The sequence below is a fragment of the Staphylococcus sp. FSL W8-0774 genome (assembly GCF_038006785.1).
Classification (GTDB): domain Bacteria; phylum Bacillota; class Bacilli; order Staphylococcales; family Staphylococcaceae; genus Staphylococcus; species Staphylococcus pasteuri.
In genome coordinates, this window is record NZ_JBBOVW010000001.1 from 580,232 (window position 1) to 594,289 (window position 14,058).

The window sequence follows — 14,058 nt, forward strand, 5'->3', positions numbered from 1 at the left end:
ATATGGAGGAATGCCTATGAATACGCAATTTAAGAAGGGTGCGTTAGAACTAATTGTCTTGCTCATTATTAAAAGAGAAGATCAATATGGTTATTCATTAGTTCAAAATATCTCACGTTATATGACAATTGCAGAAGGAACTGTATATCCATTATTACGAAGATTAGTTAAAAACGGTGAACTATCTACGTATTATCAGCCATCAACAGAAGGTCCAGCGAGAAAATATTATCGTCTTACAGAACAGGGCCAAGGAAGATTGGCGACGTTAAAAGAGGAATGGCAGTTGTTTTCTAATGCTGTAAATACGTTTATTGAGGAGAGTGAATCAAATGAATAAAGAAAGATATTTAAAGCAATTGGTCGCTAATTTAAAGCATATGGATAATACTGACAAGCAAGATATTTATAACGAATATGAAACTCATTTTATAAGTGGTAAAAATGAAGGGAAATCTGAAGAAGATATAGCTAAACAATTAGGAGATCCTAAAATGATTGCTAAAGAATTGAACGCCACTATGGCTATCGAAAAGGTAGATGAGAAGTCTAATTTAAAAAGTATATTTAAAGCTATATTAGCAGTGATGGGATTAGGACTTTTTAATTTCTTTATTGTATTAGTACCAGCATTCTTCATTTTAATGATTTTTTTCACATTAATTATTTTTACATTAATACTTTTCAGTGCACCTATATTTTTAATTATCAAATTTGCAACTGAAGGCTCAAATTCAATTATTTTATATGATGTTTATATGGCGGGATTAATGTTTGGTGTTAGTTTAATGTTATTAGCAATTACTATTCTTCTCATTAAATGGTTCTTAAAATTAACAGTAATGTATCTTAAATGGAATGTCTCATTCGTGAAAGGAAGTGTTCATCCATGAGAAAGTTAATCATCACACTTTTTATAATTGGTTTAATATTGAGCATTGGTTTTGGTATAGGTCTTATTTCTCAAGGTAAGAAGTTATCTTCAGCATATCATGAAACGCAATTAAATAAAGAATATAAAGACAATATAAAATCTATTCAATTGGATGTTGAGAATAGTGATGTTGAAATAAAGCATGGTAAGACATTTTCGATAAAATCAATTGGTAGTTCAGACGCTAAAGTAGATAGTAAAGTCGAAAAAGGAACATGGCATATTAATGACCAACATAATCAATCTAATATCAATTTTAGAATAGGCACTATGTTCACTAATAAAATTATTATTACCTTACCAAAAGAAATGAATGAACTAACAATAAAAGATGACGCGGGGGATATCAAAGTTGATAATGTTGTTAGTAAGAAAACGCATATCAATGTTGATTCTGGAGATATCACTTTGACAGATAGTAAATTAGGTGATTTGAAAGTCAATAATGATTCGGGTGATATTTTAATGAAACACATTCATTTCACAAAAGGTAAAATAAAAAATGATTCAGGAGATATAGAAATGAAACAAAGTATTCCTGATCAACCATTAAATGTATCAAATGATAGTGGAGATATTCATATAAATTATAAAAACAAAGCCAAAAACACATCATTTACTGTCTTAAACGATTCTGGAGATACGAATATATATGATAAAGAATTAAAACAACATCAAATAGGTAAAGGAGACAACAAAGTCAATTTATCTAATGATTCCGGTGATATTACAGTAAAATAAAATTTATTAAAAGAGAGGATGGCACTATTTTTAATGCTATCCTCTCCTTTATTTCCATGTATCATCAGGGTTTTGAAAATCTGATTTTTTCATGCGAGATACATATGGATTACCTTTGACTGTATAGCGAAGTGGTTTATTTGTCCATTCTCCTTTATTTGGAATACCAATACGACCACTTTCAACTATCGATTTAGGATGTTTCCGATTTTTTATGTCAATTGATAGGCGACATTGATTGATAGTAGATCCATCAATGGCACGCGGAATATTAAATGCTTTCGTCCATTTTCCTGGTCCATTAGTCAATTCAAATCCATCTTTACCTCTATTGATTCTCATAGCTTCAATCCCGTCTTCTGGTTCTACTGCGCGAATAAGCACACCTTCAGGAACACCACTATCTTTAGTAACAAAGTTAATTAATAAATGTGTATGCATGACATGTGCATAAATTGTTCCACCAGTCTTATATAATGAAGTAACTTTAGGTGTTTGTTTACCGCCAAAGCCATGAGCTGCGCGATCTTCAAAACCTAAATAAGCCTCAGTTTCGACAATATAACCGCTATAAGTTTGATGATTATCCTGATAAATAACACGGACTCCTAATAATGATTTTGCAATATCTGTTGTATTACGTTCTTTAAAATCCATAATGGAACTCCTCTATAAAAATATTTGTTTTTATAATTTATTTTGGAAATTCTTAAAAAATATTTGATTTATATTTTTTAAAGTCTATCTATTTGATACAATGACCGTATTAACAATATTATTACTTAATTAATGTATCAAAATTGATATGAGTAATAAAATAAATTGAATTGATGATTTGAAAGGAGCAGCTAAGATGAGAGAGAAAGTTGGTTTTAAAGCATCATTTAAATTATATTGGTCAAATTATTTTAATTTTAAAGGTAGATCAAGACGTAGTGAATATTGGTTTATGCAATTATGGCATTTAATATTTATGTGTCCTGGTATTATTTTATTGATTATTGGTGCAATAGGGCTGACTATAGGTATCTCTTCAGGTCAAAGTACGACTGCACTTAGTATTGGTGCCTTTAGTCTAGTGATATCCGTTTTATATTTAGCCATTTACTCACTAGTGACAATTATTCCGAATTTAGCTATATTAGCTCGTCGATTCCATGACACATCACGCACAATGTGGATACCTATGATCGGATTTGGTATTGCAGTATTTTTAAATATATTTAATTGGGTGGTCAATGCAACTGGACATTCTGAAAATGGATGGTTATTACTAATCTATTGGTTAATTACAATCATCTCTTGGATTTTTGGTATTTATAATATCGTTATTTGTTGTTTAAACAGTCAGAGAGAAACTAATATTTATGGGCCAAGTCCAAAATATGCAGGGTCTGAAATGATAAGCGATAATAATTATAATCCAGTAGACAAAGCAAATAAGAAACATAATTATGATAATAATGAAATTTAAAATAGTAATGTAAAGCTAGGGTCATAGTGAGACCTTAGCTTTTTATATAAGAAATCATCATTTATTCTAGTTAATGTCGTATATATTTGACTTATAGATAAATGATTTAGTAAAATTAAGATAATACTTATTGAAAGAAGCGGATGAATGCGTTGAATAGAGTGAAACAATATCGAGCATATCAAAAGATGTCGCAATTAGAACTAGCAAGACGAATAGGAGTTTCCAGACAAACAATTAATATGATTGAAAATGATAAATATAATCCGTCATTAAAATTATGTATAAATATAGCTAAAACATTGTCAGTCACACTAAACGACTTATTTTGGGAGGATGAATAGTTATTTTTAATAAATTAGAATTTAAAGATGAATTCAAAAATAATTTATTCAAAAATCATTTAGCAAAAACGAGTGCGATATCTATATTTGTAATTGCCTGTATATTTTATTTCCAAGCAATGTTTGATATTCAACGTGAATATTTGTCTCCATATTTGATAGGTAGTTTACTTATATTAATCGTGACAGTCTGTAAACTATCTTTAAATAAAGAAACAACGGATACTACAATAATTTACGTAAATAATAAAAATGAGAAAAACTATTTAAATCGTAAAGCCAGAAAGAAACACATTATATTTTTTATAGTGCTCATGATTTATTTAATCGTCATTAATAATGTAATTATCCCTTTAGTGGTAAGCAGTGAGGGGATGGTTAATAGTTGGTCTAGTTTAGGATTGCTTATTCCAATTATAATGATGATATTGATGAAAGACAGTCGTATTCAAATATCTGATACACCGACAGTTTCAGCAAAAGAAAAGATTAATACACAAGAACGTTCTTTAAATATGTTGCCTAATTATAACTTCAGTGATGAATATGAGAGACGTAGAATTGTTAATGCATATGCGAGTAATACAATTTGGCAATTAATTGCTTTAATGGTAGTCAGTATTGTTGATATAGTTATTGAAGTAATAATGAGGCATTGGCCAATATCTAGTTATATTTCAATCCTGTTCATTGTTATTATTTCATTAGTCATTACATTTAAATATAAAAGTATTAAAAATTAAAAACAGCTATTCTTGCCATGTTGATAAACAAAGGCAAGGATAGCTGTTTTTAAAGTTGCTTATTCAGTTTCATGAATATAAGATAGTTCAGCATGTTCTCTACCTAATAAATCATGAAGTTGTCGGTATTTATTAAATAATTTTTCGTAATGTTTTACTTTTTCAGGATCTGGTTGTTTTTCATAATAAACTGGTTGTTTCATATGTTGTACAGTATCTCGTAATGTTTCGTAAGCACAGCCGACGTTAGCTCCTAACATAGCAGCACCTAGAGCAGTAGCATTAGAGGACTCTAATACAACTACTTTTTTATTTAATACATTGGCATAAATATCTACGAGTAATTTACTTTTTTTAGGTATACCACCTGACGCATATACTGTATGAACTGGAATGTCATTATCTTCGAATTGTTTCATGATCATTTTAGTTCCAAATGCAGTTGATTCTAAATAAGCACGGTGTACCATTTCGAATGGTGTTTGTAATGTTAAACCAAAGACGCTACCAGTTAAATGGCTATCGCTTAAAATACTTCTATTACCATTATGCCAATCTAGCACGACTACATGTTGTTCTTCAACAGGGATTTGCTCTGCTAGTGTTTCTAAGTATTGTAATACATCCATATCTTTGTTCTTCGCGGCTTCAACAATTTCATGTGGAGCCATGCGTTCAGAGTAACTAAACAAGTCTCCTACAGCAGCTTGCCCAGCTTCATATGCATATAATCCAGGTATAATAGCATCTTTAACTGAACCTGTAATTGATGGAATGGGTTCTTGTTTAGGGTCTAACATTAAGTGACAAGTACTTGTACCAATGACTGGAGTGAATTCTCCTTTTTCAATGGCACCTGCACCTAATACGCCAGAATGTGCATCAATCATATAAGGTGATATTTGAACATTTGAAGATAATCCCCATAAATTTTGGTAGTATTCTGATAATGAACCTGCACTATCTCCAATTTGAATAACCGGTGCTTCACATTTATCTTTTACAATTTGAGGTAATTCTGAATCTACAGTTTCAAAGAAATCGTAATTAAATCCATTGACTTCATCGTAAAATCCTTTAAATCCTATACCACAATTTGATCGGATATTTTGATTAACAAGCAAGCTTGTCATATAGTCTCCGGCTTCCATAATATAATGAGCACGTTCTAATAATTCAGGTGCTTTATGTTTTACCTCAAGAATTTTAGGTATCATCCATTCACTATTAACACTGTGACCATAATAGTCTAACCAATTTTGATTTGCTTTTTCATTAGCTTCGACCATTTGTGTTGCTTCATCTTGGGCACCGTGATGTTTCCATAATTTAACATAAGCATGAGGGTGATTTTTTAAATCTTCATTCATATGTAAAGGTTTGAAGTTTTCATCTAAAAAGACAATAGTACAACTTGTGAAGTCGACGCCAATTCCGATTACTTCATCTTTATTAATTTGACTTTCTTCTAATACATGTTTAACACCATTTTCTAAAACATTGTGATAATCGCCAGCATGTTGTAAGAAGTAATTATGAGGTAAAGTTTCTCCACCTAATTCTTCAGCAATTGTCCCATGTTGGTATATTTCTTCATAACTAGAAATAATTTTTCCATCTGAAGTATCTACTAAAATAACACGTCCAGATGCTGTGCCATAATCGATACCAATACTATAACTCATTATGTCTATCCCCTTTATGTAATGTTTTATCTTAAAGAAGTTATCAATAAAATAATGTTCTACGATATGATTAATGATAGTGCTTACATAAATGAATGTAAAGTGTGACATATTGTAAATTCTAAATTCATTAATTAGTTTATTAATGTTATATTTATGTAGAATTAAGTCATTAATTTGGGAGGTAACCATGTCATTAAATATTGAACACGTGACAAAGAAATTTAATCAATTTACAGCAGTTAATGATATATCGATTGAACTTGAGAAAGGAAAAATGCTTGGGTTTTTAGGACGTAATGGTGCTGGCAAAACAACTACATTTAGAATGATTTTAGGATTAAGTGAACCAACAGAAGGTCACATTACATATGAGGGGCATACTATAGATAAGTCGATGTACAATCGTATAGGTTATTTACCAGAAGAGCGGGGTTTGCATTCAAAAATGACTGTTGAAGACGAATTAACTTATCTTGCTACTTTGAAGGGTATGTCTAAAAAAGCTATTAAGAAAAATATAGATTATTGGTTAAATCGATTTGCAATTACTGAAAATCGTCATAAACGTATTGATTCACTTTCCAAAGGTAACCAACAAAAAATTCAGTTATTAGCAAGTATGATTCATCAACCTGAATTACTTATTTTAGATGAACCTTTTAGTGGATTAGATCCAGTCAATGTTGAATTACTTAAAGAAGCGGTTAAAGATTTAAATAACCAAGGTTCGACGATTATTTATAGTTCACATCGTATGGAGCATGTCGAGGAATTATGTGACGACGTATGTATTTTAAACCATGGAGAACTAGTAGTTTCAGGTGATATACAACAAGTGAAATCTTCTCATGGATATAAACAGGTAATTATCGAAACTAATAAATCAATGCCAGAATTAACAGACATTCAAGGTGTTATTGATGTAGAAGTGAATAAGCATGACATTAAACTAACAATAGAAAATGAGGCTGTAGCTGAATCTATATACAATCAAGTTATAACACATGGTTATGTGCGTCGATTTCAAGTGTTAGAACCATCACTGAAAGATATTTTTATTGATAAGGTAGGTGATCTTCATGAATAAATTCTGGGCTACATTTGGATTAACATATAAAAGTAAGGTTAAATCTAAATCCTTTATGATATTTATGGTTATTGTCATTATTTTGATGGTAGCTTTATCAAATGCTGACAAAATTATAGATATGTTCAAAGGTGATGATGACCATATAGGTGTCGTAACCAATAATGAACCATTATATAAAGCAATTAAACAACAGAGCCATGTGATTGATGAGGAAGCAACGTTTGAAAGAGTGAGTCAAAAAGAAGCGAAATATCAAGTCAAAAGTGAAAAATTAAAGGAAGCTTATATCATCAAAATGGATAAAGACCATCAACTTTCAGCGACCATTTTGAGTAAAGATAACGTTTCACAAGAAAAACAACAAAAAGTGACTGGTTTACTTACAAATCTTCAGTCAAAACTAATAGCATCGAAATTGCATCTTAGCGATAATGATTTAAAAAAATTACAATCTCAAAGTAAAGTAGATAGCCACATCTTATCAGATGATAAAGGACAACAATTAAGTGAAAGCCAAAAAGTATTTAATATGATTCTTGTTTATGCCATTTTAATGCTAATGTTTTTTATTATTTTCAATTATGCAACACAAGTGGCTATGGAAATTGCAACTGAAAAAACATCAAGAGTTATAGAAATGATTATTACGAGTGTGTCTCCGATAACACATATTATGGCTAAGATAACAGGTGTCATAGCAGTAGCGTTTACACAAATAGCTATGATAATTGTGGTTGCAATCATTTGTATATATGCTTTTGATTTAAAGCGTATGCTCAAAGGTTTTGATTTATCAATGAGTGACATATCATGGCAAATTATTATAGTAGGCATTTTAAGTGTGATTATCGGTATATTAACTTATGTTTTATTAGCAGCCATTTTAGGTTCTTTAGCATCCAGAATAGAAGACATTAATCAAACCTTAATGCCTTTAACTTTATTTGCAATGATTGCATTTTATATAGCTATTTTCAGTATATATAAACCTGATATTTTATTGGCTAAAATTACAAGCTTTATTCCATTTTTAGCCCCATTTGAAATGTTGGTGCGCGCTCAATCGACGGAATTACAAATTTGGGAAATTGTATTAAGTATGTTGATTTCATTAGTAGTTATGGTGATCTTGTTATGGATTGCTATTAAAACATACAAAGATTCAGTTTTAACATTTGAAAAAGGTCTTATTAACTCAATTAAAAAAGTAATGAAAAAATAAATAAAAGAGGGGGAAGAGTGTTAATGTCATTTTGAAAAAGCTTACATAACATTCTTCCTCTTTAAATTGTAATTATCTATGGAATATTAGGTGAAAAAGTGTAACAATGTGTATGAGTTAGCAAAGAAGTTAATATAAAATAATAACTGATTGATACACATCATCAACCATAATTGATTAATATAACCCCTTATTAGGATGGAGTAGATAGAACGATGTTATATTCAACGATGATTTTTATATTAGCAGGTCTTTGTGAAATAGGAGGCGGCTACTTAATATGGTTATGGCTTAGAGAAGGTCAGCCATCGTGGCTAGGTATTATTGGTGGTATCATACTCATCCTATATGGTGTGATTGCGATGTTACAATCATTTCCAACGTTTGGACGAGTTTATGCCGCATATGGCGGTATATTTATTGTCATGAGCTTAGTATGGTCTATGTTCATTGATAAAAATATGCCAGATAAATACGATGTATTGGGTGCTGTAGTATGTGTAATTGGCGTTTTAATAATGTTATTACCACATAGGGCTTAATAAAACGTGTTTGAAAGGGAGAAATAAGTAATGAATGTTGAAATTGAGCATCAAAGATATGGTGTTGATTTAATTAAAATTGATAATGAAGAAACGAAAATTGTATTTACAAATTTTGGTGCAAGAATAGTATCATGGAAATATCATGATAATAATATTGTACTAGGGAATGTTGTTGAAGCGGACGAATTTTATTTTGATAATCCATTTAAATTTGGAGCGACTATAGGAAGATACGGTGGTCGAATTTCCGATGCTTCGTTTACATTAGATGGAAAAAAATACCAATTAGAAGCGAATGATGGTAATCATCATATCCATGGCGGAGGTCACGGGTTAGATACAAAGTTATTTGACTATGAAGTAGTCGAAGAATTGGGACAAGTAAAAATTATTTTTAAGACAACGATAAAGGAAACAGATGATAATTACCCAGGAAATATGGATGTTAAAGTTACCCATACTTATGATGTCGATCATTGTTGGACAGTTGAATATGAGGCTACATCAACGAAGACAACATTATTTAATCCGATGAATCATGTTTATTTTAATTTGAACAGAGATAATAATGTTATCGATAATCACCGTCTATATAGTTCTGAATTGAATATGTATCAACTTAATGAACAACATTTAATAAATACAGATGAAACACTAGATTTACATCAAATTTTTAATGGTAATGATATATACTTTAAAGATATATTTGAAAGTAAACATGCACAACTAGCACAACAAATTGACACTTTGAATGGCTTGGATCATCCATTCAAAGTTGGAGGTCATCAATTATCAATAGATAACGGTGAGTTTCAATTAGATGTAAAAACTGATATGCCAAATTATGTATTATATACATTTAATCAACCAAAAGATTGGAATAGTGATTCTAATATTTATAAGGCACATTCTGGCTTAGCTATTGAATCTCAATTTTTACCAAATGATATTAATATGTATGGTGAAGACGCTTCGTCTATCTTAAAAGCCAATGATACATTTTATTCTCAAACAAGTTATGAAATAAATGAAAAGTAATTATTAAGAGTGAAGCCTACGGTTTTGATTCCATTGGTTTCACTCTTTCTTTATACTTAGAAAGTATTTTAATTATGATGATTTTGTTGCACGTTGGTACATCTTTTCTAATTTTTCATATCTTTTCATAGATAAATATGGATTTTTTAAAGCCTGTGAAATTCTCTTAGTATTTTTTCTGTTATTATAATAAATATCGTTTAATTCTTGAACCGATAATTGAGTCTTCGGGTCTGCTTCTTTAATTAATACTAAATGTTGATTTTGACTGACAGATCCTTCTTTAATTACGCGACAATAAAATCCTGTTTTTCCTGATTTAGACATGCGCTTCACTAAATTGGGTAAACCATATTTTGCTTGTATTTTCCAACAAGGTTCTCTGATTTCCGATACTTCTATAATTGCTTCACCCAAACGATATTGATTACCAAAATAAACTTCATTTTCATCTAAATTTTTAATAGTTAAGTTTTCCCCAAACATTGCATAATCAGGCAGTTTTTCTAAATCATCTTTATACATGTCATAGTTTGATTTACTAAAGCAACAGACTGCTTTATCTGGTCCACCGTGGTCTTTATAGGCTTGTTCATCATCAACAAAACCTAGTTTAGATAACCACATATCTCCTTCGAAAGGGCGCTTATTAATAGCTGATTGCATTGGTTTTGAGTCTTTATATTGTAGCAATTCTATTTTCCCAGTTGAAATAGCGTAAACAGGTATCATTTCTATTCTCCCTCTTAAAGTATTTAAATGATAGTTTACTATATCTCAAGGCTTTTATGTAAAATTTTAAAATATATTAAAAATTAAACGATAAATAAGGTATGTTAAATCAAAAAAGTCATGTAAAATAGGAAATGTAAACGATTTAGAAAAGAGGCTCATGACGTAATGAATGATGTAAAACAACTTAAAATGATGACATTGAATGATGTTTTGAATCAAATTGAAGACGGTATGACACTAGGAATTGGTACAGGTAGTACAATTGAATTGTTAGTTCCTAAAATAGCACAACTTGTTGAAGAAAAGAATTACGACATCAAAGGTGTTTGTACTTCAAATAAGACTGCTTTTTTAGCTAAAGAACTAAATATTGAAATTGTTGATGTAAATGATGTTGAAAAAATCGATTTAGCTATTGATGGGGCAGATGAAGTCGATCCAAACCTCAACTTAATTAAAGGCGGTGGCGGTGCCTTATTTAGAGAAAAGGTCATTGATGAAATGGCAGACCGTTTTGTGGTCATTGCTGATGAAAATAAAGTAGTCAATTATTTAGGAGAAACATTTAAATTACCAGTAGAAGTAGATAAATTTAATTGGTATCAGGTTGCTAGAAAAATAGAAACGATTGAGGGAGTAATCGTGCAACGTCGTGTTACTGAAGATGTGCCGGTAACTACAGACAATGGTAACTATATTTTAGACTGTGCCTTACCAAAAGGGATTGACCCTTATGAAATGCATGAGTTTTTAATACATCTTACGGGTGTGCTAGAAACAGGTTATTTCCTTGATATTACTGACGAAGCCATTATAGGCACACAACAAGGTGTTAAAAAGATGTACCGTCAATAATAAAATTTTTACTTTTATATTATATAGATAATAGCCTTAAGGTGTTTGTTAGAACATCTTAAGGCTATTTTTCTAAATTTTATTCTTATTGAGCACTTTTGAATAAATCAACTAAACTTTGAGGACTATTCTCTCCAAGACAAATATCTAATAATTCATGAGATTCTTTTGCTTCGGCTTCACTTCTTGGGAACATTTTTGCTTCATATAATTCGATTGCTTTATCAAAATTATTACTATGTTCAGCTATCAATTCCGCTAACTCAGCTCCATCTAACATGGCTAAATTAGCACCCTCCCCAGAAGGAGCCATTAGGTGTGCAGCATCACCAATTAAAGTAACCCCTGATTGACGTTCCCAACGATGTGTATCAGGTAACGCATTAATTTTACGAGGTGTAATTGAACTATCCGCTTCAGTAATTAAGGCAGTTATTTCTGGTGACCAACCTTCAAATTCTGCAGCAATTGTTTTTGTCGCTATTTCACCATTTGCAAAGTCTATACTATCGATCCATTCACTATCACATTTCATTTCTACATATGTGTGAAGGATATCTCCTGCTTCTCTAAGTGCAACAATACCTTTACTAGGTGATAAAGCATACATTGCACCTTTTCCTACTTTTTGAGCAGTCTTAGGATATTGATTATCTACATCATATAGATATGTTTCAATAAATGTATAACCTGAATAATATGGTTTAATATCTGTTAAGATGTTACGAACTTTAGACCAAGCACCGTCAGCACCAATAAGTTTGTCTGTAGTTACAGATGTCTCATCTCTAAATACCACTTTATATTGCGTAGTATCCAATTTTTCAACATGATCCACTTTTTTATTCCAAACAATCATATCATGTGGCAATGAGTCTATTAATATATCTCTTAAATCACCACGTAATACTTCAGGTCGTCCATTTGATTCATCATCCGGTAAATCTAAAAGTATGTCACCATTATGGTTAACGATGCGAGAGGCATCAGCGCCTTTTTGTATAATTGATTGGAATTCGTCCAATAAGTTAGCTTTTTCTAAGGCAACTTGTCCATTATATTCATGTATATCTAATTGTCCACCTTGAGTTCTTGCATCACGAGAGGCATCAGATTCATAAACTTTAGCAGGAATACCATTTACATATAGCACTCTAGCTAAAGTCAGCCCACCAATGCCACCACCGATAATTGTAATAGGGTTGTTACTATCTTTTATATTCATTGTATTACTCCTTTTAAACTCATAGTTATAATTAAATTATTACTGAAAGAGTTTACCCCCAAATATCTATATTTAAAACAAAAAACTCATCCATTCAATAAATTGAATAAGACGAGTTTAATATAATTAGTATTTGTTATTAGGGCTAGAATTTTCAGAGTCCTTGATTTCATCCTGTGCTTCAGATACAACTGATGAACGACGTGATGAACGGCGTGTTTGTTTATAAGAAGTATGTTCTCTTAAATAATCAGAAGAATCATTGTCATGTTCTTGTTCATCATCAATAGACGTTTTAGAATGTTGTTCATTATCAGAGGATTGATCATGTTTACGAGAATCAGATGCGTCATCTTCTTGAATATCATTATGATTATTTTCATTATTAGTTTCACTATCATTAGAATGGTCATTAACGTGATCTAAATAATTATTAGGTTCAACTTCGTCTAAACTTTGTTTTGTCTTTTTATAGAAGATGGCACGTATAATTAAGCTTAAAATAATATAGATTAAACCTACTGCAGTAGTAGCCAATGCGATGACTTTCATAGAGAATAAGTCACCAACTTCTTCACTGAACAAGAATACTAAACCAAATGACATAGCAGCATGGAAAATAGTAGCTATATAAATTGTTCTACCTTTAGTTGCGCGAATCAATTCACCTACAATCATAGAGAATGCGAATGTATATAAGAAATGATAACCAGCAAACTCTATTCCATATGTAGTATTGGCATTGAAGATTGAGTAAATGATACCAACTACGATACTTGCAAAGAAAGTATTCATTTTAACTTCTACAATATGTTGTAAATATGAACGAAAACCAAATTCTACTACAAATGCCATAATTAAATGGCCAATTATAATAGCAGTTATTGAAACTGATAAATCTGATGCCTGTAAAAGTATGAAACTATCTGCAAACGTGTTGAAACAGAACATACCTATGATAAATATAAATAAAGGTATGATTAAAGCGAGTAATATACGCTCCACAACTTTAAGGCTCAATGATAGTTTTAAACTCGCCATCTGATCTTTTTTATATCTAAAGACGAGTAGACATATGATTGCAGCGATAAAAGGAGAAAGATCAGTAATATCGAAGACAAATCTTTTTACTCCAATTGCCGATTGAAAATCTCTAAGTATTACGAATAAGGCCATCGTAATGACAAAAAATACGAATATTGTCATTGCCCATTGAAACCCAGAAATTCGATTGTTTTTCATTTTATGTAACCTCCATTACGGAAACAAGCAATTATTATTTTTATTTACAATTATACATGTTATAAGATGTTAGATAAATTGTCTATTTCAATTATCATCAAAATGTAATAGGAATGAATTATAAACGTAATTAAATTTCAGTGAATCGGGAATAAAATAACTACATTGAATAAAAAATAAGC

General features: G+C 30.7%; 16 protein-coding genes. 11 read left to right on the plus strand and 5 right to left on the minus strand.

The genetic code is table 11. The annotated features are described in order from the left end of the window. The first annotated feature begins 16 nt into the window (after positions 1-16). Genes NSQ15_RS02600 through NSQ15_RS02610 form a run of 3 tightly spaced genes read left to right on the plus strand, consistent with a single transcriptional unit; the run spans position 17 to position 1,675 of the window. Positions 17-340 carry a PadR family transcriptional regulator gene (locus tag NSQ15_RS02600; protein WP_070453479.1) on the plus strand — a complete coding sequence of 108 codons (324 nt, stop codon included), beginning with the start codon at positions 17-19 and terminating at the stop codon, positions 338-340. Next, positions 333-893 carry an HAAS signaling domain-containing protein gene (locus NSQ15_RS02605; protein ID WP_154835236.1) on the plus strand — a complete coding sequence of 187 codons (561 nt, stop codon included), beginning with the start codon at positions 333-335 and terminating at the stop codon, positions 891-893. Before NSQ15_RS02600 ends, NSQ15_RS02605 begins: the two co-directional genes overlap by 8 nt. Continuing rightward, the gene (locus NSQ15_RS02610; RefSeq protein ID WP_340746910.1) at positions 890-1,675 is read left to right on the plus strand and encodes a DUF4097 family beta strand repeat-containing protein; all 786 of its coding nucleotides are present in this window, start codon (positions 890-892) and stop codon (positions 1,673-1,675) included. Before NSQ15_RS02605 ends, NSQ15_RS02610 begins: the two co-directional genes overlap by 4 nt. A gap of 48 nt (positions 1,676-1,723) precedes the next feature. On the opposite strand, the gene NSQ15_RS02615 is transcribed toward NSQ15_RS02610, so the two are convergent. Continuing rightward, positions 1,724-2,332 carry a DNA-3-methyladenine glycosylase gene (locus NSQ15_RS02615; RefSeq protein WP_017636495.1) on the minus strand — a complete coding sequence of 203 codons (609 nt, stop codon included), beginning with the start codon at positions 2,330-2,332 and terminating at the stop codon, positions 1,724-1,726. A 196-nt stretch (positions 2,333-2,528) separates the two neighbouring features. Here NSQ15_RS02615 and NSQ15_RS02620 point away from each other — a divergent pair, with 196 nt between their 5' ends. The 3 genes from NSQ15_RS02620 (at position 2,529) to NSQ15_RS02630 (ending at position 4,236) form a co-directional block, all read left to right on the plus strand. Continuing rightward, entirely contained in the window at positions 2,529-3,149 is a 621-nt protein-coding gene (locus NSQ15_RS02620) for a DUF805 domain-containing protein (protein ID WP_154835232.1), read from the plus strand. Between the two features lie 143 nt (positions 3,150-3,292). Beyond that, positions 3,293-3,493: a helix-turn-helix transcriptional regulator gene (locus NSQ15_RS02625; protein ID WP_217194104.1), complete on the plus strand. Its 201-nt coding sequence runs from the start codon at positions 3,293-3,295 to the stop codon at positions 3,491-3,493. Positions 3,494-3,867: 374 nt separating this feature from the next. Beyond that, on the plus strand, positions 3,868-4,236 hold the full coding sequence (locus NSQ15_RS02630; protein WP_340746911.1) for a hypothetical protein: 369 nt from the start codon (positions 3,868-3,870) through the stop codon (positions 4,234-4,236). A 59-nt stretch (positions 4,237-4,295) separates the two neighbouring features. Here the strand turns inward: NSQ15_RS02630 and NSQ15_RS02635 are convergent, their stop codons facing one another. Further along, positions 4,296-5,921 (minus strand): ribulokinase, encoded by a 1,626-nt coding sequence (locus NSQ15_RS02635; RefSeq protein ID WP_217194105.1) that lies wholly within the window; start codon positions 5,919-5,921, stop codon positions 4,296-4,298. A 190-nt stretch (positions 5,922-6,111) separates the two neighbouring features. On the opposite strand from NSQ15_RS02635, the gene NSQ15_RS02640 reads away from it, so the two are divergent. The 4 genes from NSQ15_RS02640 to NSQ15_RS02655 all read left to right on the plus strand — a co-directional run bounded on the left by NSQ15_RS02640 (position 6,112) and on the right by NSQ15_RS02655 (position 9,819). Continuing rightward, positions 6,112-7,011 carry an ABC transporter ATP-binding protein gene (locus NSQ15_RS02640; RefSeq protein ID WP_154835228.1) on the plus strand — a complete coding sequence of 300 codons (900 nt, stop codon included), beginning with the start codon at positions 6,112-6,114 and terminating at the stop codon, positions 7,009-7,011. Beyond that, positions 7,004-8,236, plus strand: coding sequence for an ABC transporter permease (locus NSQ15_RS02645; RefSeq protein ID WP_154835226.1), 1,233 nt, complete (start codon positions 7,004-7,006; stop codon positions 8,234-8,236). The genes NSQ15_RS02640 and NSQ15_RS02645 overlap by 8 nt, the downstream gene beginning before the upstream one ends. 215 nt (positions 8,237-8,451) lie before the next feature. Beyond that, a complete protein-coding gene (locus tag NSQ15_RS02650; RefSeq protein ID WP_340746912.1) occupies positions 8,452-8,778 on the plus strand; it encodes a YnfA family protein in 327 nt (108 codons plus the stop codon). Positions 8,779-8,808: 30 nt separating this feature from the next. Continuing rightward, positions 8,809-9,819: an aldose epimerase family protein gene (locus NSQ15_RS02655; RefSeq protein ID WP_340746913.1), complete on the plus strand. Its 1,011-nt coding sequence runs from the start codon at positions 8,809-8,811 to the stop codon at positions 9,817-9,819. A gap of 72 nt (positions 9,820-9,891) precedes the next feature. On the opposite strand, the gene NSQ15_RS02660 is transcribed toward NSQ15_RS02655, so the two are convergent. Next, entirely contained in the window at positions 9,892-10,551 is a 660-nt protein-coding gene (locus NSQ15_RS02660; protein ID WP_340746914.1) for an MOSC domain-containing protein, read from the minus strand. A gap of 168 nt (positions 10,552-10,719) precedes the next feature. On the opposite strand from NSQ15_RS02660, the gene NSQ15_RS02665 reads away from it, so the two are divergent. Further along, positions 10,720-11,409 (plus strand): ribose 5-phosphate isomerase A, encoded by a 690-nt coding sequence (locus NSQ15_RS02665; RefSeq protein ID WP_029055808.1) that lies wholly within the window; start codon positions 10,720-10,722, stop codon positions 11,407-11,409. Positions 11,410-11,494: 85 nt separating this feature from the next. Here NSQ15_RS02665 and NSQ15_RS02670 read toward each other — a convergent pair whose 3' ends face one another. Both NSQ15_RS02670 and NSQ15_RS02675 read right to left on the minus strand, forming a co-directional pair. Continuing rightward, a complete protein-coding gene (locus NSQ15_RS02670; RefSeq protein WP_340746915.1) occupies positions 11,495-12,634 on the minus strand; it encodes an FAD-dependent oxidoreductase in 1,140 nt (379 codons plus the stop codon). A 126-nt stretch (positions 12,635-12,760) separates the two neighbouring features. Next, on the minus strand, positions 12,761-13,876 hold the full coding sequence (locus tag NSQ15_RS02675) for a CPBP family intramembrane glutamic endopeptidase (protein WP_017636483.1): 1,116 nt from the start codon (positions 13,874-13,876) through the stop codon (positions 12,761-12,763). Positions 13,877-14,058: the final 182 nt, after the last annotated feature.